This is a genomic window from Streptomyces griseobrunneus (genome assembly GCF_046713465.1).
GTDB classification, from domain to species: Bacteria; Actinomycetota; Actinomycetes; order Streptomycetales; family Streptomycetaceae; genus Streptomyces; species Streptomyces microflavus.
This window is the reverse complement of the sequence record NZ_CP177080.1, coordinates 7,390,480-7,416,077: the sequence shown is the minus strand read 5'-3', so window position 1 is coordinate 7,416,077 and position 25,598 is coordinate 7,390,480. Positions and strand designations below refer to the sequence as shown.

Here is a 25,598-nt window from a genome sequence, read left to right as displayed (position 1 = left end):
CACACACCGACGGGCGACCATGACCGCACCAGACGCAGCCCCCAGCGTAATCAGGCATGAGGCGACCCACTCCGCGAGCTTCATCACCGAACTCCTCGACGTGATGTGGGACAACGCCAGAAACTCCACCGCGGGCATGACGGCGCCCGGCTCCACCTCCCAGCTGCGCCTGATGTACGTCGTCGACCGCGAGGACGGAATACGGATGCGGGCCGTGTGCCAACGCCTCGCCTCCGCAGCCCCGACCGTGACCCGCATGTGCGACCGCCTGCAAGCCATCGGCTTCCTCGAACGCCTGCCCAGCCCCGACAACGGCCGTGAGATCACCCTCCGGCTCACCCCCACCGGCAAACGGCACCTGCAACGCATTCGCGAGCAACGCGACGCCATGCTCCACCAGGCCATCGACAGCATGCCCCCCACAGAACGCCACGCCCTGGCCCAAGGACTCGCAGGACTCCACACACAGCTCGACACCGCCCACGGGCAGCAACACCACACGCCCGGCAGCCACTCCGCAGCCTGAACCAGCAGGTGCAGAGGCCTCCCTGCTGCACCGCGGCGGCGGTGTTCATCGACGGCGAGGCGGCGGTGAGTGCGATCGCGGAGCCAAGCACCACCCGACGCCGGCAGAACCTGTCTTATCGCTCCTGCTCTCTTGCCATGCGTGGCAAGGGCCAGGTCTTGCCGCGCATGGCGGCGAGTTCGGCTTCGAGTGGGTTCGGGGGGACCGCGAGAACGGGACACGTCGCATGTGCCAGGCAGTATCGGGTCACCGACGGCCGCATGCCGGGCAGCCATCTGCCGCGTGGGCCCACACCCACGACCAGCAGGTCGTCGGCCGACCGGGCCGCCCCGACGAGAACGGCCCCCGGCTCGCCGCGCACGGTGAGGCCGGACAGCGTGACGCCCGGCTTCCTGACGGCGAACGCGTTGCCGAGAATCGTGCGCAGCTCCTCGACGGCGGCGTCCCGGCACTCGCGGAGCACGACGGCGCCGTAGGTGGCCCTGCCGCCCAGGCCGCCGCCGGGCAGTTGCCAGGCCAGTACGGCACACAGCTCGGCGTTGCGTTCCTGCGCCTCGGCGGTGGCCCGGTGCAGGGCCGTCAGGCTCCCGGGGGAGCCGCTCACGCCGACCACGATTCTCTGCCGCACGGTCCGGCCTCCTGCCTCGTCCTGTTCCGGAGTTCCATTGAAGGGCGAGTCGGGGGCCGTAGGCGTCAGCGATCCGTATGAACCGGTCGGTGCACGTCAAAGATGCGTCAGGCGCGGGGGTACCCCTTCCGGGGCGGGCTTAGCTTCGACGTCACGGGCGCCGGACCACGGCGGACCGCGACTCCTCCGGAGGAATCCCCATGTGCCTCTTCTCGTACGACGACGATCCCGACCCCGACGAACAGGCCCCGGCCGGGCTGCTCCACGTGCCCGTCCGGCCGGAAGCCACGGGGCCCGTCCTGCGGATGTTCCGTACGCCGCTGGGCGAGCGCACCGCCGTCGGGTTCACCCGGCGCGACCTGCTGACCGCGACCCTGGGGGCCGGTCAGGCCTCGATCCGGCTCGCCGAGTCCGCTCTGCGCTCGCTCGCCGAGCCGCTGGGGGTCGACCGGCTCGTCGTCGATCCCGCCCTCTCGGCTCGGGCCGTCACCGCGGGAACGGCCCGTGCGGCCGGTGAGCCCGTCCGCGTCCGGTGACCCGCGCCCCGATACCCACCGCTCCCCGAGGAGAAGCCGTCATGACCGCTCCCGTACTCGCCGCGCCGACGGCCGGTCCGGACGACCTGCACGTCTGGCCCGCCTCCACCGCCCGCCTCCCGCACGGCCACCTGAGCGTCGGAGGGGTCTCGCTCGCGGAACTGGCCGACCGGTACGGCACGCCCGCCTACATCCTGGACGAGGACGAGGTGCGGGCCCGCTGCCGGACCTACCGGGCCGCCTTCCCCGAGGCCGAAGTGGTGTACGCGGCCAAGGCGTTCCTGTCCCGGGCGATGACACGGTGGGTCGAGGAGGAGGGGCTGGGGCTGGACGTCTGCTCCGCCGGTTAGCTCGAACTCGCCCACGCCGCCGGGTTCCCGCCGGAGCGCATGGTGCTGCACGGCAACGCGAAGTCACCGCGCGACATCGAGCTGGCACTGCGCCTCGGGGTCGGGCGGATCGTCGTCGACAGCCCGTCGGAGATCGCCCGGATCGCCGCGCTGACCGGCCCCGCCGGGCGGCAGAAGGTCATGGTGCGGGTGGTGCCCGGGGTAGCGGCGGGCGGCCACGAGAAGATCCGCACCGGCACGGACGACCAGAAGTTCGGCCTCTCCCTCACCGACGGGTCCGCCCAGCACGCCATCGCCAGGGTGCTCGGCCAGTCGCAGCTCGAACTGACCGGTCTGCACTGCCACATCGGCTCCCAGATCACCGACATCAAGCCGTACCTGGTGGCCGTCCGGCGCATGGTCGGGCTCATGGCCCGCATCAAGGACAGCCACGGTGTCACGTTCGCTGAACTCGACCTGGGCGGCGGGCACGGGGTCGCCTACCGGCCGGGTGAGCCCGCGCTCGACCTGACGGCCCTCGCGCGCCGCCTCACCGCGGAACTCACCGCGAGCTGCGGGGCCGCGGGGCTGCCCGTGCCGAGGCTCCTCATCGAACCCGGACGGGCGATCGCGGCCCCGGCCGGGGTGGCGCTGTACCGCGTGCTCGCCGTCAAGCGAACGGGCCCGAAGCTCTTCGTGGCCGTCGACGGCGGCATGAGCGACAACCCCCGGCCCGCCCTGTACGGGGCCCGCTACGCACCGCGCCTGATCGGCCGCCCGGCCACCGGCGTACCGGTCACCGCCACGGTGGTGGGACGGCACTGCGAGGCCGGCGACGTCCTAGCGAACGATGTTCCGCTGCCGGATGACCTCCGCCCCGGCGACCTGCTGGCGGTGCCCGTGGCGGGTGCCTACCAGGTGTCCATGGCCTCCGCCTACAACCTCGTCGGCCGGCCACCGGTCGTCGCGGTGCACAGGGGCACGGCGCGCCTGCTGATACGGCGCGAGACCCAGGAGGACCTCCGGCGGCGCGATATCGGCGCTTGACGGCGGGGAAACAGGGCACCGGTTCGCGGAGGTGGAGTTCACGCGTCGAGTCCCGAGCACAGAGGCATAACTGCCCCGGGCCCAGAGAATATTTCACCGGCCCGGTTCACGGCCGCCGGACCCTTTCACCACCGGCGAACATCCCGTCCGCGCAGAGAGTTGAACCGCCCCGGGTTCGGTAGAGACTTCAGATTGTGGTTGTGACCTGGGTTTTCGTGGTCGTGAGGTAGTAGTTGGTCTCGTATTCGACGGGTGGGATGTGCCCTATTTCACCGTGGAGGCGGCGGTGGCAGTACCAGTCGACCCATTCCGCGGTGGCCAGCTCGACCTGGGAGAGCGTCCTCCAGGGCCGCCCCGGTTTGATCAGCTCAGTCTTGAACAGGCCGATCGCAGACTCCATGAGGGCATTGTCGTAGGCGTCACCGACGGAGCCGATCGAGGCCGCGATGCCGGCGGCGTCCAGGTGCTCGGCGAGCCGGAAACTCGTATATTGCGACCCGGCATCGGAATGATGTATCAACTCGCCCCGCTGATGGGGCTGTTCGTCGCGGTCGCGCTGCCACAGGGCCATGTCCAGGGCGTCCAGGACGAGTCTGGTCTCCTTCGACGTGGCGGCGGACCAGCCGACGATCCGGCGGGAGAACGTGTCGACGACGAAGGCGACGTAGACGACTGCCGACCAGGTCTTGACGTGGGTGAAGTCGGCGACCCAGCAGCGGTTGGGGGCGGCCGCGACGAAGTTGCGGTCCAGTAGGTCCGGTGCCCGCTCGACGGCGCTGTCCGGGATCGTGGTGATGATCTTTTTCCCGCGGACGGCGCCGGTGATGCCGAGTTCCCGCATCAGGCGTTCGACGGTGCACCGGGCCACGGGGTGGCCCTGGCGGTGCAGCTCGCGCCATACCTTCCTGGCGCCGTAGACGCGGAAGTTGGCCTCGTGGACCTCGGTGATCAACTCCTTGAGGGCAGCATCGCGCACCCGCCTGGCCGAGGGTTCGGCGGCGCGCTTCTTCGCCGCGTAGTAGGTGGAGGGGGCGATCTTGCAGTCGTGCTCGGTGAGCACGCGGCAGATCGGCTCGACACCGCCGAAGCGGGCCCGGTGCTCGTCGATGAAGGCTACGAGCGTGTGTGTGGCCGGTCGAGCTCGGCCGCGAAGAAACTTGCCGCAGCCTTCAAGATGTCGTTCGCCCGCTTCAGCTCGGCGATCTCCTTCTTCATCGCCTTGATCTGCGCGGACTCCTCCGTGGTCGTCCCCGGACGCTTCCCGGAGTCGACCTCGTCCCGCTTCACCCAGTTCCGCAGGGTCTCGGCCGAACCGATCCCGAGCTTCTGGGCGACCGCTCTCAATGCGGCCGACTCGTTCGGATAGTCACCACGGATCTCGGCGACCATACGGACCGCTCGTTTGCGCAGCTCAGGGGGATAGGAGGAAGGGCGCGCCATGACTCAATCCTTTCACGGAATCAAGTCTCTATCGAACACGGGGCGGTTCAAGTTGCTTCGCGGCGATAAGGAACGGGCTCCCATCCGACGGCTGGACGGGAATGGCGTCAGGCTACGTCAGGGCTTCGTCAGGAATCCGTCAAGGCCCCTCCAGGGATGCTCCCCGGTGATCGGCACAACGTAACCCGCAGCTCACCGCGTCACTGTCACCGCTTTCCGTGCATGCGGCAACGCAGTGTCATCGCTGCCGGCCGTGCGCGTCAGATTGGCGTCAAGGGTGAGCCGGTGCTCGTATGAACCTCGTCAAGGTGGCTTATCGCCGGGCCGAAACCGAGGTTTGCTCGTATCGGCCAGACGGCCGATTCCATTCCTCACGTCAATCAGGAGCTCGCGATGGCCGATCTGGCCTTCGTCGTCACCACGATCGCGGTATTCGCGCTGGTGGCTCTCATCGCCCGGGGGGTGACCAAGCTGTGACCGCCGAGAACATCGTCGGCCTCATTGTGGCCGTTTCCCTGCTGGGGTATCTCGTTCTGGCCCTCCTTTACCCGGAGAGGTTCTGAGCACGGACATGAGTTCCCAGATCGCTGGTCTGCTCCAGCTCATAGCTCTGATCGTCGCCCTCGCGCTCGCGTACCGTCCGCTGGGCGATTACATGGCCAGGGTCTACTCCTCCGAGAAGCACTACAAGCCGGAGAAGTGGATATACAAGGTCATCGGCGCCGATCCGGCTGCCGAAATGCGCTGGCCCGCCTATCTGCGCGGAGTGCTCGCCTTCTCAGCGGTGAGCGTCCTCTTCCTGTACCTGATGCAACGGGTGCAGGGTTCGCTGCCCGGTTCGCTCGGTTTCTCCTCCATCGACCCGGACCAGGCGTTCAACACCGCCGCGTCCTTCGTCGCCAACACCAACTGGCAGTCCTACTACGGCGAACAGGCCATGGGCCACGTCGTCCAGACCGGCGGACTGGCGGTGCAGAACTTCCTGTCCGCCGCGGTCGGCATGGCGGTGGCCGTGGCGCTCGTACGGGGCTTCGCCCGGTCCCGTACCGGTGAACTCGGCAACTTCTGGGCCGACCTGGTACGCGGCACCGTCCGCATCCTGATCCCGGTCTCCGTGATCGGCGCGATCGTCCTGGTCGCCTGCGGCGCCATCCAGAACTTCTCCGGCATTCACCAGGTCGGCCAGTTCATGGGCGGCACGCAGGAGTGGAACGGCGGGGCGGTCGCCTCGCAGGAGGCCATCAAGGAGCTGGGCACCAATGGCGGCGGCTATTTCAACGCCAACTCGGCCCATCCTTTCGAGAACCCCAACCCGCTGTCCAACCTGTTCGAGGTCTTCCTCATCCTGCTGATCCCGTTCGCGCTGACGCGGACCTTCGGCCGGCTGGTCGGCTCGCTGAAGCAGGGGTACGCGATCCTCGGCGCGATGGCCGTCATCTGGATCGGCTTCACGGCGCTGATGATGTGGACCGAGTTCGCCCACCGCGGGCCCGCCTTCGAGATCGCGGGCGGCGCCATGGAGGGCAAGGAGACCCGCTTCGGGATCGCCGGCTCGTCGATCTTCGCGGTCGCCACGACGCTGACCTCGACCGGCGCGGTGAACTCCTTCCACTCCTCGTACACCGGTTTCGGCGGCGGCATCACGATGCTCGGCATGCAGCTGGGCGAGATCGCCCCCGGCGGGGTCGGCTCCGGCCTCTACGGCATGCTGATCATGGCCATCATCGCCGTGTTCATCGCCGGACTCATGGTCGGTCGCACGCCCGAATACCTCGGCAAGAAGATCGGCACCCGGCAGATCAAGTTCGCCGCCTGCTACATCCTCATCACCCCGGCGCTCGTGCTCGGCTTCACCGCCGTGGCGATGGCCCTGCCCACGCCGGGCGACTCGATGACCAACTCGGGCGCGCACGGCTTCTCCGAGATCCTGTACGCCTACACCTCCGGCGCCAACAACAACGGCTCCGCCTTCGCCGGGCTCAACGCCGACACCCAGTGGTTCAACACCACCATCGGCATCGCGATGCTGCTCGGCCGATTCCTGCCGATGGTGTTCGTCCTGGCCCTGGCCGGCTCGCTCGCCGAGCAGAAGCCGGTGCCCGAGACCGCGGGCACGCTGCGCACCGACAAGCCGCTCTACACGGGGCTGCTCGTCGGCACGATCCTCATCATCACCGGACTCACCTACTTCCCCGCCCTCGCGCTGGGCCCGCTCGCCGAAGGGCTCGCCTCATGAGCACCGCCACACCCACCCGCGCTCCCCACGGAGACATCCCGCCGACCGGCGGCCACGGGGCCGCCAACCGTGTCGGCAGCGGACTGTTCGACCCGAAGCAGCTCCTGAAGTCGTTCCCGGACGCGCTGCGCAAGCTCGACCCACGCGTGATGATCAAGTCACCGGTGATGTTCGTCGTCCTGGTCGGCTCCGTCGTCACCACCGTACTCGCGCTCACCGACCCGACCGACTGGTTCGGCTGGGCGATCACCGCCTGGCTCTGGCTGACCACCATCTTCGCCAACCTCGCCGAGGCCGTCGCGGAAGGCCGGGGCAAGGCCCAGGCCGACACCCTCCGCAAGGCCAAGACCGGCACCGTCGCCCGCCGAGTCGTCGGCGGAGACGAGGAACGGGTCGCGGGGACGGACCTGCGCATCGGGGACCTGGTGGTCTGCGAGGCCGGAGACGTCATCCCCGGCGACGGTGACGTGGTCGAGGGCGTCGCCTCCGTCGACGAATCCGCGATCACCGGCGAGTCCGCTCCGGTCATCCGTGAGTCCGGCGGCGACCGCAGCGCGGTGACCGGCGGTACGAAGGTGCTGTCCGACCGCGTCGTCATCAAGATCACCACGAAGCCGGGCGAGACCTTCATCGACCGCATGATCAACCTGGTGGAGGGCGCGTCCCGGCAGAAGACACCCAACGAGATCGCCCTGAACATCCTGCTGGCCTCCCTCACGATCGTCTTCCTGCTGGCCGTCGTCACCCTGAAGCCGTTCGCGATCTACGCGGGCGCCGACGACCAGACCTCGCTGATCGTGCTCGCCGCGCTGCTGGTGTGCCTGATCCCCACCACGATCGGGGCGCTGCTGTCCGCGATCGGTATCGCGGGCATGGACCGCCTGGTCCAGCGCAACGTCCTGGCCATGTCCGGGCGCGCGGTCGAAGCCGCGGGCGATGTCTCCACTCTGCTCCTCGACAAGACCGGCACCATCACACTGGGCAACCGGCAGGCAGCCGAATTCCTGGCGGTCAAGGGCGTGAAGGAATCCGAACTCGCCGACGCCGCCCAGCTCTCCTCACTCGCCGACGAGACTCCCGAGGGCCGGTCGATCGTCGTGCTGGCCAAGGAGAAGTACGGTCTGCGGGAGCGGGACCAGGGCGAGCTGAACGGTGCCGCATGGGTCGCGTTCACCGCGCAGACCCGGATGTCGGGTGTCGATCTGGACGGGCGCAGGGTCCGCAAGGGCGCGACCGGTTCCGTCGTGGCCTGGGTGAAGGAGCGGAACGGCAGTGTCTCCGAGGACGCGCAGGCGCTCACGGACCGGATTTCCCAGGCTGGTGGCACGCCGCTGCTGGTGGCTGTGGAGGACGCTCACGGCGCCCGGGTCCTCGGGGTGATCCATCTCAAGGACGTGGTGAAGGAGGGCATGCGGGAGCGGTTCGACGAGCTGCGCCGCATGGGCATCCGGACGGTCATGATCACCGGTGACAACCCGCTGACCGCGAAGGCGATCGCCGAGGAGGCGGGGGTCGACGACTTCCTGGCCGAGGCCACGCCCGAGGACAAGATGGCCCTCATCAAGCGGGAGCAGGCCGGCGGCAAGCTCGTCGCGATGACCGGCGACGGCACCAACGACGCACCCGCCCTGGCCCAGGCCGACGTCGGCGTCGCGATGAACACCGGCACCTCGGCCGCCAAGGAGGCCGGGAACATGGTGGACCTCGACTCCAACCCCACGAAGCTCATCGAGATCGTCGAGATCGGCAAACAACTCCTCATCACCCGGGGAGCTTTGACCACCTTCTCCATCGCCAACGACGTCGCGAAGTACTTCGCGATCATCCCGGCCATGTTCGCCGTGGCCTACCCGTCGCTGGACAAACTGAACATCATGGGCCTCGCCTCGCCCGAGTCCGCGATCCTCTCCGCCGTCATCTTCAACGCACTGATCATCATCGCGCTGGTACCGCTCGCCCTCAAGGGCGTGCGCTACCGCCCCGCGAGCGCCGACAAGATGCTCCGCCGCAACCTCGGCCTGTACGGACTCGGCGGCATCGTCGCCCCGTTCATCGGCATCAAGCTCATCGACCTACTCCTCTCCCTCATCCCCGGAATCGGCTGATCCGCCATGACCAACAACACCGTCAGCAGCACCGCGCGCGTGCTCGGGGCCGGACTGCGGGCCCTGCTCGTCCTCACCCTGGTGTGCGGGGTCATCTACCCGCTCGCCGTCACCGGCGTCGCCCAGGCCCTGTTCAACGACAAGGCCAACGGCTCCGAGATCAAGGACAAGAGCGGGCAGGTCGTCGGCTCCTCCCTCATCGGCCAGCGCTACGACCTGCCGCTGAAGGAGGGTGAGGAGTCACCCGCCCCGGACCTGAAGTGGTTCCAGCCCCGCCCTTCCAACGGCCTCGGCAGCAACAGCGTCAACACCCAGTACTCACTGATCCTCTCCGGCGCCACCAACCGCTCCGGCGACAACGAGGAGCTGATCCAGTGGGTGAAGGACGCCAAGGCAGCCGTGGTGAAGGACAACTCCACCCCCGCCTACAAGGTGAAGCCCGCCGATGTGCCGGCCGACGCCGTCACGTCCTCCGGCTCCGGCCTGGACCCGCACATCTCACCCGCGTACGCCGAACTCCAGGTCCACCGGATCGCCGAGAAGAACGGCCTCGACGTGAAAGAGGTCGAGGATCTGGTCGCGGAGCACACCAGCGGTCGGCTCCTCGGCTTCATGGGCGAGCCCCGGGTGAACGTTCTTGAGCTGAACAGCGCGCTCAGGAACCTGACCCAAGGCTGAGGGAGCTCAGCCGAGAAACCGGGAGCCGGTGGGGTACGGAAGCTCCGCACCCCACCGGCTCGCCATTCGCCCACAACGAAGGAAGGAGTGCACAGCCCATGCCCCGGGTGCTCGTGGTGGAAGACGACGCTCAGCTGGTGCGCGCCCTCAAGATCAACCTGGAGGCGCGCACGTACGAAGTCGAGGAGGCTTCTGACGCCGGTTCGGCTCTCCAGCTCGCCGCGACCCGCAAGCCGGACGTCATCCTGCTGGACCTCGGCCTCCCGGACATGGACGGCGTCGAACTGATCAAGGCGATCCGGGGATGGAGCCGGGTGCCGATCCTGGTCCTGTCCGCCCGTCACCTGTCCGAGGACAAGGTGCGGGCCCTGGACGCCGGAGCCGACGACTACGTCACCAAGCCCTTCAGCATGGACGAGCTGCTGGCCCGACTGCGAGCAGCCACCCGCCGACGGCGGGCGGCCGCCGAGGCCGAGGCACCGACCACGGTGACCACGGACGGATTCACCATCGACCTGGTGGCGAAAAAGGTGCAACGCGACACCGGCACCGTGCGGCTCACCCCGACCGAGTGGCATCTGCTCGAAATCCTGGTCAGTAATCCCGGCCACCTGGTTTCCCAGCGGGCGCTCCTGCGCGAGGTGTGGGGCCCCACGTATCAGGAGAACTCCAACTACCTGCGGGTCTACATGGCCCAGTTGCGGCGCAAGCTCGAAGCCGACCCCGCCCACCCGCGGTACCTGATCACCGAGGCGGGCATGGGCTACCGCTTCGAACCCTGATGCCGCATCCACCACGGAAGAACGAGAAATCATCATGGGACGCGGAAAGCTGCGGATCTACCTCGGGGCGGCACCGGGCGTCGGCAAGACGTACGCGATGCTCTCAGAAGCCCACCGCAGGGTCGAGCGGGGCACCGACGTGGTTGTCGGGTTCGTGGAGCACCACGGCCGCCCGCGTACCGAGGTCATGCTGCACGGCCTGGAGCTGTTGCCACGCAGGGAGCGGAAGTACCGGGGAACCGCGTTCACCGAGATGGACGTGGACGCGGTCCTGGAGCGGGCTCCGGCGGTGGTGCTGGTGGACGAGCTGGCCCACACCAATGTGCCCGGCTCCCGCAACGCGAAGCGCTGGCAGGATGTCGAGGAGCTGCTCAAGGCCGGTATCGACGTCGTGTCGACGGTCAACATCCAGCATCTGGAGTCGCTGGGCGACGTCGTGGAGTCGATCACCGGGGTCCGGCAGCGGGAGACGGTCCCGGACGAGGTGGTGCGCCGGGCCGACCAGATCGAGCTGGTCGACATGTCGCCCCAGGCGCTGCGCCGCCGGATGGCGCACGGCAACATCTACCAGCCCGACAAGCTGGACGCCGCCCTCTCGAACTACTTCCGCCCCGGCAACCTGACCGCCCTGCGCGAGCTGGCCCTCCTCTGGGTCGCCGACCGGGTGGACGAGTACCTCCAGCAGTACCGGGGCGAGCACGACATCCGCACCACCTGGCAGGCCCGCGAACGCATCGTCGTCGGCCTCACCGGCGGCCCCGAGGGCCGCACCCTCATCCGCCGCGCCTCCCGCCTCGCGGAGAAGGGGGCCGGCGGTGAGGTGCTGGCCGTCTACATCGCCGCGAGCGACGGGCTGAAAGCGGTGTCACCCAAGGAGCTGGCGGTCCAGCGGACCCTGGTCGAGGACCTCGGCGGCACCTTCCATCACGTGATCGGGGACGACGTTCCCTCGGCTCTGCTGGAGTTCGCCCGGGGGGTCAACGCCACCCAGATCGTGCTGGGGGTCAGCCGCCGCAGGACCTGGCAGTACATGCTCGGCCCCGGCGTCAGCGCCACCGTCGCCCGGGAGTCCGGCCCCGACCTCGACGTCCACATGGTCACCCATGACGCCGTCGCCAAGGGCCGGGGGCTCCCGGTCGCCCGCGGTGCCCGGCTCGGGCGGGCCCGGATCATCTGGGGCTGGCTCGCCGGCGTCGCCGGGCCCGCCCTCCTCACCCTGCTGCTCAGCACCGTCATCCCCGACCTCGGGCTCGCCAACGACATGCTGCTGTTCCTCACCGCGACGGTTGCGGCGGCCCTGCTGGGCGGGATGCTGCCCGCCCTCGCCTCAGCCGCGTTCGGCTCCCTGCTGCTGAACTACTTCTTCACCACACCGCTCCACCGGTTCACCGTCTCCGACCCCAAGAACATCGTCGCCATCGTGATCTTCGTCGGGGTGGCGGTATCCGTCGCCTCCGTCGTCGACCTGGCGGCCCGCCGCACCCACCAGGCGGCACGCCTGCGTGCCGAGTCGGAGATCCTCTCCTTCCTCGCGGGCAGCATCCTGCGCGGCGAGAACTCCCTCGACGCCCTCCTGGGGCGGCTACGGGAAACCTTCACCATGGACTCCGTCGCCCTGTTGGAGCGGACCAGCGAGGTCGAGCCATGGACGTGTACGGCGGCTGTCGGCTCGCGTCCGGTCGACCGCCCGGAGGACGCTGACGTCGACATCCCCGTGGGGGAGAACCTGGCCCTGGTTCTGAGCGGCCGGGCCCTGCCCGCCGAGGACCGGCGGGTCCTGGGCGCCTTCGCGGCCCAGGCAGCCGTCGCCCTGGACCGGCAACGCCTGGTCGGCCAGGCCGAGGAGGCCCGCAAGCTCGCCGAGAGCGACCGCTTCCGCACGGCTCTCCTCGCCGCGGTCAGCCATGACCTCCGCACGCCCCTGGCAGGGATCAAGGCCTCGGTCACCTCCCTGCGTTCGCACGACGTCACCTGGTCGGAGTCCGACCGCGAGGCCCTCCTCGAAGGCATCGAAGAGGGGGCCGACCGGCTCGCCGCACTGATCGGCAACCTCCTGGACATGTCCCGCCTCAACACGGGCACCGTCGTACCTCTGATCCGGGAGACTGATCTGGACGAAGTCGTCCCCATGGCACTGGGCGGCGTCCCCGAGGACAGCGTGGAGCTGGACATCCCGGAAACCCTGCCCATGGTGGCCGTCGACCGAGGCCTGCTGGAACGCATCGTCGCCAACATCGTCGAGAACGCCGTCAAGTACAGCCCGGAAGGCCGACCCGTCCTGGTCTCCGCCAGCAGCGCGCCCGACCGGGTCGAACTCCGCGTCGTCGATCGCGGGCCTGGCGTTCCCGACGTGGCCAAGGGGCACATCTTCGAACCGTTCCAACGACTCGGAGACGCCCCACGAGGCGCCGGAGTGGGACTCGGCCTGGCGGTCGCGCGGGGATTCACCGAGGCGATCGGGGCCACCCTCACTGCTGAAGACACTCCGGGCGGAGGCCTCACGATGGTCCTCACCCTGCCCCGCGCAACTACCGGCCCCCCGGCTTCACCCTCCGGCCGCGAGGCTGGGTGACGACGCGGATCCGAGCCACGAAAGAGTGCCCGCGCCTGGCAGGCGCGTCCCGTGCCTGCCAGGCGCAAGAAGTGGACTCAGCCATGAAACCCAATGTTCCACGCAGCCCGTCCTGATGCCCGGCAGAGCAGGCTGCGCTTTGCCCACCGTCGAGGTACGGCGGCCACCGACCGACGCGGTCCGCTCCGCCAGCGCAACGTCCGCCGGTTGCCGGGCTCATCGGGCCGCAGGGCCAGGCCCGTGCTGGCGGCGCACGTTTCTACGAGGCTGTCCGCTGCGGCACTCCCCATGGGTTGGAGGTCTGGAGGGCGTGCGGCAACAAGGCTTCGGGCATGTTCTGGTAGGCGATCGGGCGCAGCCAACGGGCGAGGGCTGTGCCGCCGACGCTGGTGTGAAGGGGGCTGGTCGTGGCGGGCCAGGGGCCGCCGTGGTGCATGGCGCGGGTGACGGCCACTCCGGTGGGCCAGTCGTTCCAGATCAGACGGCCTGCACGCAGCGTGGACCAGATGTGGCGGGCCAGTTCCTCGTCGGTGTCTTCTTGGCCGTGCACTGTGGCTGTGAGGCTGCCCGGCACTTTGCGCAGGGTGGCGAGGAGGTTTTCGGTGGAGTTGTAGGTGACCACGATGGATGCCGGGCCGAAGCATTCACGCAGGAGTTCAGGGTGGTTGCGCAGGGCGTCGGCGGTGACGGTGAGGAGTGCCGCTGAAGGGTGGTGAGCGTGCTGTCCGGTGTCATTGCTGCCCGTCGGCCCAGCTCCGATGCGGCGCACGACGGGGTGTGCGGCCAGGTCGTTGAGGGTGGCGCTGTAGGCGTCGGCGATCCACGGTCCCAGCATGGGCGCCCGTGGGGCTGTTGCGATGGCCTGGTGGAGAATGTCGTCCAGGCCATGGCCTTCGGGCAGGAAGAGCAGGCCCGGCTTGGTGCACAGCTGGCCCTGACTGCGGGTGACCGACCCGATGTACTCACCGGCAAGGTCTGCCCCGCGGGCAGCGAGCGCGCCGGGGGTGATGACCACGGGGTTGAGGGAGCCGAGCTCTCCGTAGAACGGGATCGGGTCGGGCCGTCGGGCGGCGAGATCGAACAGGGCACGCCCTCCGGCGGTGGAGCCGGTGAAGCCGACGGCCTGGACGACGGGGTCGGTGACCAAGGCCCGGCCGGCATCGCGTCCGTGGACAACGCTCAGAGTCCCCGTCGGCAGGGTTTCGGCAGCAAGAGCGGCTGTCAGGTCGGTGAGGCGCGGGTGACCCTCATGTGCCTTGATCACGACGGGGCAGCCGGCCGCGATCGCGCTGGCGGTGTCGCCGCCCAGGACGGAGAAGGCGAAGGGGAAGTTGGATGCGGTGAAGACAGCGACGGGCCCGAGAGGAGCGAGCATGCGTCGTACATCCGGGCGCGGGGCGGGAAGGGCTTCTGCGTCCGCTCGGTCGATCATGACATCGAGGTAGGCGCCCTCTTCGGCGATCTCGGCGAACATGTCGAGCTGCACGCGGGTGCGCAGAACCTCTCCGCGCAGTCTGGTCTCGTCGAGGTGGGTCTCCTCCTGCGCGAGGGTCACGAGCTGGCTGGTGTGCTCGCGCAGCACATCGGAGAGGTCACGCAGGAGGGTGCCGCGTTCAGACGGGGTGAGTGCGGCAAGGACGGGGGCGGCGTCGCGGGCGGCGTCGGTGGCCGGTGAGACAAGCGGGGAGGGGGAGGGCATGTCTTCTCTCTCTTGTCTGTACGGAGATGGGGCGGAGCTGGTGTGTCGCGTGGCGGGCAGGCAGAGCCTCAGCCGGTAGGCGGGGTGTTGTCTCGGGCCATGACCAGGAGATCGGCGAGGTGGACGGCTTTGGTGCGCGAGCGTCTGCGACGCAGGCCGGTGCGGAGTTGGCGCAGACAGCCCGGATTGACCGCGGCGACGTAGTCGACGCCTGCGGCCTCGATCTCGTCGATCTTTGCGGCGAGGATGCGTCGTGACTCTTTGGGGCGCAACAGGGAGTAGGTTCCCGCTGCGCCGCAGCAGGTGCCGGCCGAGGGCAGTTCGACGTAGTCGGCGACTTGGGTGAGCAGGTCGCGGGGGGCAGTCCATACCCCGAGGCCGTTGCGCAGGTGGCAGGAGTCCTGGAGAGCGACGCGGGCTCGTCGGCCCTCGACGCGCAGTTCACCGTTTGGACGCTCGCTCTGGTCGGCCCTGGACAGGTGGTCGGAAAGTTCATGGACTCGGTCTTCGCCGAGTACGGAGGTGAGGTGGGCGGCGCAGCCGCCGGAGGTGGTGATGATCAGGCCGGGCAGGTCCTGGCCCATCTGTCGGGCGAGCTGTTCGCCGGTGGTGGTGTCGCCGTTGTGGGCGTGCAGGGCACCGCAACAGCCCTGGTCCTTGGGGACGGAGAGGCCGGGGAGCAAGCGGAGGACGGCGCGGCTGACGCTCGGGAAGAGCACACGCTCGAAGCAGCCGAGCATGAGTGACCCTGCGACGGGCGTCGTCTGCGGCGTCTTGGGCGCGGTTTTCGCTGTGCCGCGGATCCCTCCCAGGAGGCGCAGGACGGCGCGCAGGCCCGCGCCGATCATGAGGGGGCGGGCGAGGAGGGGCAGGCGGTGGCCGCGCCACTGGTGGTCGCGCCACTGTTCCAGGAGCTGGCCGTATTCGACGCCGGCCGGACAGACGGGTTCGCAGGCGCGGCAGCCCAGGCACTGCGATGCCTGTTCCTTCAGGGTGGGGTCGTCGGGCTGCAGGTCGCCGTCCTGCAGGGCGCGCATGAGGTTGATCCTGCCGCGGGGCGAGGACGCCTCGTCTCCGGTTTCGGCGTAGGTGGGGCAGGCGGGAAGGCAGAATCCGCAGGAGATGCAGCGGGAGAGCAGGTCCGGGTCGAAGATCGGGCCGGGGGTTGCGCTGCTGGTGCGGTCGGTCATGAGCCCAGCTTTCCGGGGTTGAGGATGCCGGCGGGGTCGAAGGCCGTCTTGAGGCGGCGCAGCAGGGCGAGTTGCTGGGCCCCGAGCTGGGCGGCGAGGTAGGGGAGTTTCGCCGCGCCGACGCCGTGTTCGCCGGTGATGGTTCCGCCCAGGTCGATCGCGGCGGCGAAGATGTCGGCGAAGGCCCGCTCCGCGCGGGCGATGCTCTCGGTGTCGTCCCGGGACTTCACGATGCAGGTGGGGTGCAGGTTGCCGTCTCCGGCGTGGCCGAAGGTGGCGATGGTGACGTCGTGGCGCGCTGCGATCGAGCTGATGCGCTCGACCATCTCCGCGATGCGTGGGCGGGGCACAGTGGCGTCTTCCAGGATGGTCAGATCACCCAGGCGGGACAGGGCGGGCAGGGCGCAGCGTCGGGCGGCCAGCAGTGCTTCGGCTTGGGCGACTTCGGCGGCGGTGGTGACGTCGAGTGCTTGGTGGGCGGTGCAGATGTCGCTCATGCGGGCGAGTGCTCGGGCAACGGCGTCGGGTTCCCCGTCGTCCCCGAACAGGAGCAGGGCGCCGGCGTCGGTGCGGAGCTGGAGGTGGGCGAAGTTCTCCACGGCCTGGATGCAGGGGGCGTCGAGGAATTCGAGGGTGGCGGGCAGGATGCCCGCGGCGATGATCGCGGTGACGGCGTTGCCGGCTGCTGCGAGGTCGGGGAAGTAGGCGACGCCTGTGCCGGAGGTCGTGGGGGCGGGGCGTAGGGCGAGGGTGGCTTCGGTGATGACGGCGAGGGTGCCTTCGGAGCCGGTGAGGAGGCGGGTGAGGTCGTATCCGGCGACGTCCTTGTTGAGGCGGCCGCCGGTGCGGATGATCTCCCCGTTGGGGAGGACCGCTTCCAGGCCGAGGACGTAGTCGCGGGTGACGCCGTACTTGAGGCCGCGCAGGCCACCTGCGTTGGTGGCGATGGTGCCGCCGATGGTGGCTACGGTGCGGCTGCCCGGGTCGGGCGCCCACAGCAGGTTTTCCTGTTGTGCCGCGTTGGCGAGGGTGGCGCTGGTGACGCCGGGCTGGACGCGGGCCAGAAGTTCGGCGGGAGCGACTTCGAGGATCTGGTTGAGGCGGGTGAGGACGAGGACGATGCCTCCCTGGGAGGCGACGGTGGCGGCGCAGAGGTTGGAGCCGGCGCCGCGTGGGATGACGGGGATGGTGTGGCGGGTGGCGATGTCCAGGACGGCGGCGACCTCGGCGGTGTCAGCGGGGAAGACGACAGCGTCGGGGCGAGCGTGGAAGAGCGGGGTGGCGTCCCGGCTGTAGGGGATGAGCTCGCCATCTGTCTCCCGGTAGTGGCCGGGCCCGACGACCGACCGCAGGGCCGCCCGTACGGTGGCTTGCATGGTGATCTCCTAGAGGCCGGGCCCCGCCGCCCCTGAGCGGCGGCGGGGCCCGGGCGGTGTCAGAGCCTGATGGTGGAGCGGTCGGCGATGAGGATGGGCGAGTCGTACACCGGCAGGTTGCGGAAGGTGTGGGTACTGCCTGTCACGGACCAGTCGGCGGCGGGGATGTCGAAGACCGCGCCCGTCCGTACGTCGACGTAGACCGGGTCGGTGAAGCTGCCGCCTGGCAGGGTCAGGCGGGTCGGGGTGCGGTGGGTGCTTTCGCCGGGGGTGGCGGTGCCGTTCCAGACGCCGACGATCTGCCGGCCGGTGTCGCGCTTGGCGAAGCCCTGCACGGTCAGGGTGGTGGCGGAGTCGGTGGTGAAGGTGTAGTCGGGCAGGGCCTTCACCGTGCTGTCGATGACGGAGGCGAGGGTCTGGACGGAGTAGTAGGAGGGCTTGGCGTAGCGGATCGTCTTGTCGGTGTTCGTCTGGAGCAGGCCCTTGGTGTTGATCTTCGAGGGGTAGTGGAGGTCGGCGATGCTGAAGGCGCTGGTGCTGATGTCCTGGCCGAGGTCGTGGATGAGGCGGCGCAGGAACCACTTGGTCTGGCTGAGTTCGGTCCAGTCCAGGTCGCCGAGGGCGCCGAAGCTGCCCGGTGTGCTGGGTGCTCCGTTTTCGCCCTGCCGCAGGACGGCACCGGGGGCGTACTGATCGATCAGTGCCCGGATTTTGTCGACCTGCTGGTAGGTCCACACGTCGTCGGGGTTGGGGTTGTAGGGGTGGTAGCTGATGCCGTCGAGCAGGTCGGCCTTGCCTTGCGCGGACAGGCGGACGAGGAAGTCCTTGGTGTAGGGGACGTCGATGCCCGCTTCACCCGGTCCGAAGATGACGGAGTTGGGCTGTTCGGCGCGGACGCGGGCTGCGGTGCGGGCGTAGAAGTCGGCGTATGTGGCGGCCGGGACGCCCGCGAGGTTGGGCTCGTTCCAGATCTCCCACTCGGTGACCCGGTTCTCGTAGCGCTTGACCATGGCGGTCACCCATGCGTCCCAGGCCGTGAGGGCCTCGGTGGACGTCGGGATCTGACCGCCCAGGCCGGAGCCTCCCCCGCCGGGGTAGATGCCGTTGCCGTAGGAGAGCTGGAGCCAAGGCTTGACGCCGCGGCTCGTGGCGTCGTCGACGATGGTGTCGAGCCACCTCCAGTCGTAGACGCCCTTGGTCTTCTCGGTCTTGGCCCAGCCGCCCTGCAGGCGGACGCCGGTCGCTCCGAGCCTTCCCAGGTAGGGGGCGTAGGCCTGGTAGTTCGTGTAGTCGCGGTCGAGGGTCTCCGCGCCGACGAGCAGTTTCGATGTGCCCACCTGGGCGGCTGAGCGGGGGGCGACCGTCCCCAGCTGCGGCCAGCCGGCCGGGGAGGACTCCAGGGTGGTGCGGACGTCGTCGAGGTAGGCGGTGCCGGTGTCGGCGACGGATATGCCGGCCTGAAGGCTGTTCAGGGCGGTGGTGGAGGTGCGGAAGTCCATTCCGGTGGCGCGGCGTTCGCCGTCGATGTGGATGTCGGCGGTGGCGGTGCCGGGGCGGGCGACGAGACGGATGTCGTACCAGCGGTTGGGGACGTAGGCGCCGAGGTCCACGCGGGTCGTGCCGTCGTAGGTGTAGAGGCGGCCGGTGGGGCTCAGGGCGAGGGTGACGCTGTGGCCGCCGGTGCTGTCGAGGTGGACGCCGATCGTCGCGGTGGACTGGGTGGCGCGCAGCCGGAAGCCGGCGATGACGGTCGAGGACGTGGTCCCGAAGGTCGCCCGCGCGGTGGTGGCGGCGGTGGTGGAGGTGTCGCGCAGGCGAAGGCTCCGGTCGACGGTTCCGGAAATGTTCTGCACCGTGACGTCTCCGCCGGTGATCCAGCCGGGGGCGGGCGAGCCGGGGTTGACGGTGTCGAAGGTGCTGGAGAGGTCAGCTGCGGCGGCGGGTCCTGCTGCGGCCACGGAGAGGAGGGAACCGGCCAGCGCGCTGGTGAGGACGAGGGAAACCGTCCTGTTCCGGTGGGGACGCGCGGGACTGGTCTTGGCGGTCTTGATCATGATTTCTGCCTTCTGCGGGGGAGGGCGAATCGATCGGGAAAGGGGTGGTGATCTCGGTGCTCCCGGAGCGCCGGGGGCGGCGCTCCGGAGAATCGGGGCCGTCGGCACACAGTCAGGAGCCGGCCGGGTGGGTCAGTCGGCCACCGGGAGTGCGCCGCGGGATTCGTCGTAGGCGCGGCGGGTCGCCTCGTCGGGGGGGTAGGTGCCGCGCAGGGGGGCGCCGGCGGCGACGCGGGCGACGATGAAGGCTTCCTGTCGTTCCTGTTCGCGGGCCGCCTTGGCGATGACCGGGACGAGATGGCGGGGTACGCAGACGACGCCGTCGGCGTCGCCGACCATGACGTCGCCGGGGTAGACGGCGACGCCGGCACAGCCGATGGGTACTTGCAGGTCGACTGCGTGGTGCTGGGCGAGGTTGGTCATGGCGGCCGCGCCGGTGGCGAAGACCGGCAGAGGCAGGCGGCTGATCTCCTCGATGTCGCGCAGGGTGCCGTCGGTGACCACTCCGGCGGCTCCGTTGACCGCCATCCGGGTCAGCAGGATGTTGCCTGCGGCGGCGGCTCGACCCTGGCCTCGGCAGTCCACGACGAGGACCTGGCCGGGACCGGCCTGCTCGACCGCCAGGCGCTGGGGGTGGTCGTAGTCGTCGTAGACCTCGAGGGTGTCGATGTCTTCGCGGGCCGGGATGTAGCGGAGGGTGAATGCTTCGCCGACCATGCTCCTGGCGTCGGGGGTGACGCAGGTCAGGCCCGCGAGGAAGGTGTTGCGCAGGCCGTGCTTGAAGAGCTGGGTGGTGATGGTGGCGGTGCTGGCCTCGCCCAGGGCGGCCAGATCGTCGGGGTCGAGGGGCGGCCGGGGGGTCTGGGTCATGTCTGGTGTTTCCTTCGGTGCGTCAGAGCGGATGGCAAGTGCCAGATGAGTGGCGAGGGGGCTAGGGAGTTGGGTTGTCGAGGCTGGGGTCGGTGCCTGGCGGCCTGAGCTGGGCGCTGAGGCCGCCGTCGACGTTGAGGACCTGGCCGGTGATGAAGGACGCGTCCGGGGAGGCGAGGAACGCGACGGCTCCGGCGACATCGGATCCGTCCCCGACGCGCCCCAAGGGCACCGGCTGTGCGCGGGTCTGCTGCTGGGCCGCGTCAAGGAGGGCGAACCGGTCGTTGATGACCGGCCCTGGGGCGACCGCGTTGACGCGGATCCCCCGGGGTGCGAGTTCCAGGGCCATCGCCCGGGTCGCCGCGTCGACGGCACCCTTGCTGGCGTCGTAGGCGACGGCGGCCCGGTGGGCGCGCATCGCGCCGAGGGAGGAGATGTTCACGATCGAGGAGCCGGCAGGCATCACCCGGGCGGCTGCCACCGTGCACAGGAACAGTCCGCGTGCGTTGACGGCGAAGCTGCGGTCCCAGTCGGCGACATCGAGGTCCAGGAGCGGCCCGCGGCCGAGCATGGGGGCGGCGGCGTTGTTGACCAAAAGGTCGAGTCCGCCCAGGACGTCGACGGTGCGGTTGAGGCAGGCGTCGACCTGGTCGGCGTCGGAGACGTCTCCCGGGCAGGCCACTGCGGAGAACCCCTTGTCGCGGAAGGCTGCCGCCGCGGACTCCGCTTCGTCCGGATCGGGGCCGTTGATCGCGACCGCTGCGCCTTCCTGGGCCAGGCGCAGCGCGATCGCGAGTCCGATGTTGCGTGCGCCTCCGGTGACCAGGGCGACCTTGCCGGTGAAGCGTCCTGGTGCGCGGGCGTCGCCGTCCGGCTGTGGTGTGGGGCTCACGTGGCGGCCACCTGCCGGTCGACGACGGCGGCGGCGCTGGTGGACGCCCAGGTCAGCGGTCCGGCCGACACCGACACCAGGTGCGGGTCGAGGGCCATGCCCAGGCCGGGGCCCTGGGGGACGGACAGGAGACCGCCGGTGTAGCGGACGGGGTCGGTGACGACGTCCCGGGTGTACAGGAGTGGGCCGACGGGGTCGCTGGGGAAGGTGACGGCCGGCATGGCCATCGCGATGTGGGCGGCGGCGGCCGTTCCGATGGACAGTTCCTGCGTGGTGCCGACCAGGCATGCCTTGCCGGCGGCGTCGGCGATCGCGAAGATCCGGCGGGCGGGGGTGATCCCGCCGATGGCGATGACGCTGACGTTGAACACGTCGACGGCGTCGGCGGCGACGAGGTCCAGGGCCCACCGGAAGCTGTAGACGTGCTCGCTGATGGGCACGGCGAGCCGGTCGCGGGCCTGCACCAGGCCGCGGATGTCGTGGTGCGGGGCGGGTGATTCGATGAGTTCGTAGCCGACGTCGGCGACCTTCTCGGCGAAGGCGCAGGCGGCCTTGGCGTCGAGGAGGTTGGAGAAGTCGAGGGACTTGATGGTGATGCGGTCGCCGAAGCGTTCGCGTGCGGTGCGCAGGAACAGTTCGTCCAGGTCGAGGCGGCGCCCGACGTAGACGCGGAAGAAGGTGAATCCTTCCTGCAGCCGCTGTTCGACCATGGCGAGGTTGCGCTCGACGTCCGCCTCGTGCTGCTGGCGGAATATCGGGTACGCGATGGGCACGGACTCGCGGACGGCGCCGCCGAGCAGGTCGCACACCCGGACACCGAGCTGTTTCGCGGCCAGGTCCCAGAAGGCGATGTCGACTCCGCACTTGATGGCGCGGCTCTTGTCGTAGATGTAGCCGGCCTGCGGGAAGTTGGCTTCCAGGCGGCGTTCCATCTCGGTGATCTGGAGGGCGTCGAGTCCCACGAGGATCTCGTTGAGCGTGGCTTCCAGGTCGGGTACGTCGAGGTGGTAGCGCGGGAGGTGCTGGAGGTCGGACATTTCCCCGATGCCGGTGAGCGCCTCGTCGTCGGTGAGGAGTTCGACCAGGATGTGCCCGCAGGTGATGCTGTTGTGCCGGGGTGTGTTGATCGAGGTCAGGCGGACCTGGGTCACCTTGGCCATGTGGTGCTCCGTTCCTTGGTGGTGCCGACGGCGCTCTTCGCCCCGGCGGGCCGGGGCACGGTTTGCCCGGGGGCCATCGAGAGGAGTTCGCGGGTGTAGGGGTGGGAGGGCGTCTCGTAGATCCGGTCCGCGGGGCCTTCCTCGACGATCTCGCCATCGCGCATGACGGCGATGCGATGGGCGACCGACCTGACGACAGCCAGGTCGTGGGTGATGAAGAGGTAGGCCATGCCGTGCTCTGCCTGGAGGTCGGCGAGCAGGTTGAGGATCTGTGCCTGGACGGAGACGTCCAGGGCGCTGACGGCCTCGTCGCAGACGATGAGGCGGGGCTGCAGGGACAGCGCCCGGGCGATCGCGATGCGCTGGCGCTGCCCGCCGGAGAAGGCGGAAGGGAATCGGTCCAGCGCGAAGGCGTCGAGGCCGACGTCCTGGAGGAGCCGCACGAGCTCGCTTTCGCTCGCGTCCAGTTGGTGGACCCGCATCGGCTCGGCGAGGATCTCGCGGACCGTCATCCGGGGATCGAGACTGGCGTACGGGTTCTGGAAGACGACCTGGATCTCCCGCTGGAGCCGGCGCAGCTCTGACGGGGCGGGGCGTTGGACGTCGATGCCGTCGTAGCGCACGGTCCCCCCGGAGGGGGTTTCCAGGCGCAGGAGCAGCTTGGTCAGGCTGGTCTTGCCCGATCCGGACTCCCCCACGAGGGCGAGGGTGCGTCCCGCCTCGACGTTCAGGCTCACCTGGCGGACGGCGTCGACGTGGCCGGTGATCCGGCGCAGCGCCCCGGTGCGGACCGGGTAGCGCAGGTCGGTGGTGTCGAAGACGACGAGCGGGGTGCCGCCGTCCTGTCCGGTGTCCTGGAGCGGGGTGTCGGTGCTGGCCGGCAGGGGCATGGGTTCGCGTGGTGCGTCGGCGAACAGGCATGCTGCCGCATGGTTCTCGCCGATGGTGAGGAGCGGTGGTACGACGCTTTCGCAACCGTCCGTGCGGACCGGGCAGCGGGGTGCGAAGGAGCAGCCCGGGGGGCGGTCGCTGAGCCGGGGCGGGCGTCCTTCGATGGAGGCGAGGCGCGTGCGGGCGGGGGCGTCCAGGCGGGGGGTCGCGGCCAGGAGTGCCTGGGTGTAGGGCATGCGGGGGTCGGCCAGGACCTGGGCGGTGGGGCCGCTTTCGACGATCCTTCCGGCGTACATGACCGCGACTCGGTCGGCTTGTTCGGCGACGACGCCGAGGTCGTGGGTGACGAGGATGAGGCCCATGCCGAGGTCGTCGCACAGGGAGCGGAGCATGGTCATGATCTCGGCCTGGACGGCGGCGTCGAGTGCGGTGGTGGGCTCGTCCGCGATGAGGAGTTGCGGGCGGGCGGCGATCGCCAGGGCGATGGCAGCGCGTTGCCGCATGCCGCCGGACAGTTCGTGGACGTACTGGGTCATGCGCTTTTCGGGTTCGGGCATGCGGGCCTGGGTCAGCGCTTCGATGGCCCGCTTGCGTGCCTGGTCGCGGCTCAAGCGTTCGTGCGCGCGGACGGCGTCGGTGATCTGCGTGCCGATGGTGAGAAGCGGGTTGAGGGCGGTGCCGGGGTCCTGGAAGACCATGGCGACCCGGTTGCCGCGTATCTCCCGCCAGGAGCGCCGGTCAAGGGTGCGCAGTTCGGTGTCGTCCAGCAGGATCGATCCGGTGGTCTGGCACAGGGGGGCGTCCGGGTTGAGGCCGAGGAGGCTGAGGGCGGTGACGGTCTTGCCGGAGCCGGACTCGCCGACGATGGCGAGGGTTTCGCCGGCGTCGAGGTGCAGGCTTACGTCGTCCACGGCGCGGACGGGCGGCTCGCCGGGGGTGGTGTGGAAGGTGACGCCGAGTTGGCTCATGTCGAGGAGGGTCATGGTGTGCTCCTCAGGTGCCGAGGCGGGCGCGCTCGAGGCGCCACTGGCCGTCGACGTCGAGGCCGACGCCATTGAGGTTGCTGCTGTGGATCAGTGGCGACTTGGCCTGGTGCAGGAAGACCCAGTAGTTGTTCTGGATGATGCGGCGCTGCACGTCGACGTACGCCTGCTTGCGCACGGCACGGTCGTCGGTGCTGAGGCCCTTGTCGAGGAGGTTGTCCAGGGCGGTGTCCTTGAGTCCCGACCAGTTGCTCGGCCCGTCACTGGCGAAGTACGGGTCGAAGGAGAGGGAGGGGTCCAGGCGGGGGATGTCGATGACGAGGATCGCCGCGTCGAAGTCCTGCTTCTGCATGCGTTCCAGCTGGGTCTGGAATTCGAGGATCTCGACCTTGGGGGCGAATCCCGCTGCGGTGAGCTGGCTCTGGAGGAGTTCGGCGACGGTCGGGTCGGGGGCGCGGCGCCGGGCGACCAGGGTGATGGGCACTTTGCCGCGCAGTCCCGCCTTGTCCAGGGTGGTGCGTGCCTTGTCCGGGTCGTAGGGCAGGGGGGCGAGGGAGTCGTCGTAGAACCAGTCCTCGGAGGTGGCGAAGGAGGGGGCGATGTCGAAGTCGCCGCCGGCTGCGGCCTTGCCGACGGACCTGCGCTCGACGGCCATCGCGAAGGCGGCGCGTACCCGGGGGTCGGAGAAGGGGCCCTTGGTGACGTTGAGCGAGGCGTAGTAGTTGCGGCGTACGCCTTCGTCCTTGATGGTGATCCGTGAGTCGTCGGCCAGCTGCTTGTACTCCTCCGGGGGCAGGGCGCGCACCAGGTGCACTCCCCCGGTGGACAGTTCGGCGCGCAGGACCTTGGCTTCGGTGACGAAGCGCAGGACCACCTTGTCCAGGAGCGGCAGCGCGTCGCCTTCCGGGGTCTTGGCCCAGTAGTCGGTGTTGCGCTCGGCGGTCAGCTGGACCTTGGTCCTCCACTGGCGGAAGGTGAAGGGCCCGGTGCCGACGGGCTTGCGGCCGAACGTCTCGGGTCCCTTGGCGAGGGCTGCGGGTGAGGCGATCATCCCGGGTTCGTGGGCGAGCTGGGTGAGCAGCAGCGGGTCGGCAGCCTTCAGGGTGATCGTGACCGTCTGCGGGCCGGTTGCCTTCACCTCGCGGATGGAGGCCAGGGCGGCGGCCTTGGTGGAGCGGGTGGCCGGGTTGGAGATCCGCTTCAGGTTGAGGACGACCGCGTCGGCGTTGAAGGGGGTGCCGTCGTGGAACTTCACGCCTTTACGGAGTTCGAAGGTGATCTCGGTGCCCTTTTCGGTCCACTGGGTGGCGAGGGCGGGTTCGAAGGTTCCGTCGCGGCGCTGGCGCAGCAGGGTGTCGAAGAACAGGTTCAGGACGTTGCGGTCGGAGGAGATGGCTGAGCTCATCGCCGGGTCGAGGGTGACGGGTTCGTTGTCGAATCCGGCGGTGAGCGTGCCTCCGGAGGCTCCGCCGGAGGAGTCGGAGGACCCGCCGCATCCGGCGAGGGCGGTGACGGCCGCGGTGGCTGCGGCGCCGGCCAGGACGGTGCGGCGTGGAATTCGGTGGGTGGAGTTGGGCATGGCGAAGCACTTCCTCTGTACGGGT

Annotated in this window: 19 protein-coding genes and 1 pseudogene; 9 read left to right on the top strand and 11 right to left on the bottom strand. The window is 69.5% G+C overall.

The genetic code is table 11. The features are described from left to right. Positions 1–19 precede the first annotated feature (19 nt). The gene (locus ACK8N7_RS33860) at positions 20–526 is read left to right on the top strand and encodes a MarR family winged helix-turn-helix transcriptional regulator (protein WP_403214014.1); all 507 of its coding nucleotides are present in this window, start codon (positions 20–22) and stop codon (positions 524–526) included. Positions 527–641: 115 nt separating this feature from the next. On the opposite strand, the gene ACK8N7_RS33855 is transcribed toward ACK8N7_RS33860, so the two are convergent. Then, a complete protein-coding gene (locus ACK8N7_RS33855) occupies positions 642–1,154 on the bottom strand; it encodes a universal stress protein (protein WP_500444886.1) in 513 nt (170 codons plus the stop codon). Positions 1,155–1,354: 200 nt separating this feature from the next. On the opposite strand from ACK8N7_RS33855, the gene ACK8N7_RS33850 reads away from it, so the two are divergent. Both ACK8N7_RS33850 and lysA read left to right on the top strand, forming a co-directional pair. Next, positions 1,355–1,690 carry an SAV_915 family protein gene (locus ACK8N7_RS33850; protein ID WP_500444884.1) on the top strand — a complete coding sequence of 112 codons (336 nt, stop codon included), beginning with the start codon at positions 1,355–1,357 and terminating at the stop codon, positions 1,688–1,690. A 41-nt stretch (positions 1,691–1,731) separates the two neighbouring features. Continuing rightward, positions 1,732–3,066 (top strand): annotated as a pseudogene (gene lysA / locus ACK8N7_RS33845) (diaminopimelate decarboxylase). Positions 3,067–3,253: 187 nt separating this feature from the next. On the opposite strand, the gene ACK8N7_RS33840 reads toward lysA, so the two are convergent. Further along, positions 3,254–4,506 (bottom strand): IS3 family transposase gene (locus tag ACK8N7_RS33840; RefSeq protein ID WP_403220033.1). Its coding sequence is split into 2 segments (ribosomal slippage): positions 3,254–4,224 and positions 4,224–4,506, totalling 1,254 coding nucleotides; the frame shifts between segments, so codons are not numbered across the junction. Positions 4,507–4,979: 473 nt separating this feature from the next. Between ACK8N7_RS33840 and kdpF the strand changes: the two genes are divergently transcribed. The 6 genes from kdpF (at position 4,980) to ACK8N7_RS33810 (ending at position 12,879) form a co-directional block, all read left to right on the top strand. Beyond that, positions 4,980–5,069: a K(+)-transporting ATPase subunit F gene (gene kdpF / locus ACK8N7_RS33835; RefSeq protein ID WP_356537914.1), complete on the top strand. Its 90-nt coding sequence runs from the start codon at positions 4,980–4,982 to the stop codon at positions 5,067–5,069. Between the two features lie 8 nt (positions 5,070–5,077). Beyond that, positions 5,078–6,742, top strand: a complete 1,665-nt coding sequence (gene kdpA, locus ACK8N7_RS33830) for a potassium-transporting ATPase subunit KdpA (RefSeq protein WP_403214005.1) — start codon at positions 5,078–5,080, stop codon at positions 6,740–6,742. Continuing rightward, positions 6,739–8,847: a potassium-transporting ATPase subunit KdpB gene (kdpB, locus tag ACK8N7_RS33825; RefSeq protein WP_403214003.1), complete on the top strand. Its 2,109-nt coding sequence runs from the start codon at positions 6,739–6,741 to the stop codon at positions 8,845–8,847. The genes kdpA and kdpB overlap by 4 nt, the downstream gene beginning before the upstream one ends. 6 nt (positions 8,848–8,853) lie before the next feature. After that, positions 8,854–9,525 carry a potassium-transporting ATPase subunit C gene (locus ACK8N7_RS33820; RefSeq protein ID WP_403214001.1) on the top strand — a complete coding sequence of 224 codons (672 nt, stop codon included), beginning with the start codon at positions 8,854–8,856 and terminating at the stop codon, positions 9,523–9,525. Positions 9,526–9,623: 98 nt separating this feature from the next. After that, the gene (locus ACK8N7_RS33815; protein WP_403213999.1) at positions 9,624–10,307 is read left to right on the top strand and encodes a response regulator; all 684 of its coding nucleotides are present in this window, start codon (positions 9,624–9,626) and stop codon (positions 10,305–10,307) included. 34 nt (positions 10,308–10,341) lie between these two features. Beyond that, positions 10,342–12,879, top strand: a complete 2,538-nt coding sequence (locus tag ACK8N7_RS33810; protein WP_403213997.1) for a DUF4118 domain-containing protein — start codon at positions 10,342–10,344, stop codon at positions 12,877–12,879. A 259-nt stretch (positions 12,880–13,138) separates the two neighbouring features. Here ACK8N7_RS33810 and ACK8N7_RS33805 read toward each other — a convergent pair whose 3' ends face one another. The 9 genes from ACK8N7_RS33805 to ACK8N7_RS33765 all read right to left on the bottom strand — a co-directional run bounded on the left by ACK8N7_RS33805 (position 13,139) and on the right by ACK8N7_RS33765 (position 25,573). After that, positions 13,139–14,578, bottom strand: coding sequence for an aldehyde dehydrogenase (NADP(+)) (locus ACK8N7_RS33805; RefSeq protein WP_500444882.1), 1,440 nt, complete (start codon positions 14,576–14,578; stop codon positions 13,139–13,141). Positions 14,579–14,646: 68 nt separating this feature from the next. Beyond that, positions 14,647–15,768 carry a (Fe-S)-binding protein gene (locus ACK8N7_RS33800; protein WP_401911546.1) on the bottom strand — a complete coding sequence of 374 codons (1,122 nt, stop codon included), beginning with the start codon at positions 15,766–15,768 and terminating at the stop codon, positions 14,647–14,649. Continuing rightward, positions 15,765–17,144: an FAD-binding oxidoreductase gene (locus ACK8N7_RS33795; protein WP_403213991.1), complete on the bottom strand. Its 1,380-nt coding sequence runs from the start codon at positions 17,142–17,144 to the stop codon at positions 15,765–15,767. The genes ACK8N7_RS33800 and ACK8N7_RS33795 overlap by 4 nt, the downstream gene beginning before the upstream one ends. 59 nt (positions 17,145–17,203) lie before the next feature. After that, positions 17,204–19,198, bottom strand: coding sequence for a GH39 family glycosyl hydrolase (locus ACK8N7_RS33790; protein WP_500444880.1), 1,995 nt, complete (start codon positions 19,196–19,198; stop codon positions 17,204–17,206). Between the two features lie 132 nt (positions 19,199–19,330). Continuing rightward, the gene (locus ACK8N7_RS33785; protein ID WP_401911553.1) at positions 19,331–20,068 is read right to left on the bottom strand and encodes a ribonuclease activity regulator RraA; all 738 of its coding nucleotides are present in this window, start codon (positions 20,066–20,068) and stop codon (positions 19,331–19,333) included. 61 nt (positions 20,069–20,129) lie between these two features. Beyond that, the gene (locus tag ACK8N7_RS33780; protein WP_401911556.1) at positions 20,130–20,960 is read right to left on the bottom strand and encodes an SDR family NAD(P)-dependent oxidoreductase; all 831 of its coding nucleotides are present in this window, start codon (positions 20,958–20,960) and stop codon (positions 20,130–20,132) included. Then, positions 20,957–22,120 carry a mandelate racemase/muconate lactonizing enzyme family protein gene (locus tag ACK8N7_RS33775; protein ID WP_401911559.1) on the bottom strand — a complete coding sequence of 388 codons (1,164 nt, stop codon included), beginning with the start codon at positions 22,118–22,120 and terminating at the stop codon, positions 20,957–20,959. The genes ACK8N7_RS33780 and ACK8N7_RS33775 overlap by 4 nt, the downstream gene beginning before the upstream one ends. Beyond that, the gene (locus ACK8N7_RS33770; protein WP_500444878.1) at positions 22,108–23,994 is read right to left on the bottom strand and encodes a dipeptide ABC transporter ATP-binding protein; all 1,887 of its coding nucleotides are present in this window, start codon (positions 23,992–23,994) and stop codon (positions 22,108–22,110) included. Before ACK8N7_RS33770 ends, ACK8N7_RS33775 begins: the two co-directional genes overlap by 13 nt. A gap of 10 nt (positions 23,995–24,004) precedes the next feature. Next, positions 24,005–25,573: an ABC transporter substrate-binding protein gene (locus ACK8N7_RS33765; RefSeq protein ID WP_500444876.1), complete on the bottom strand. Its 1,569-nt coding sequence runs from the start codon at positions 25,571–25,573 to the stop codon at positions 24,005–24,007. Positions 25,574–25,598: the final 25 nt, after the last annotated feature.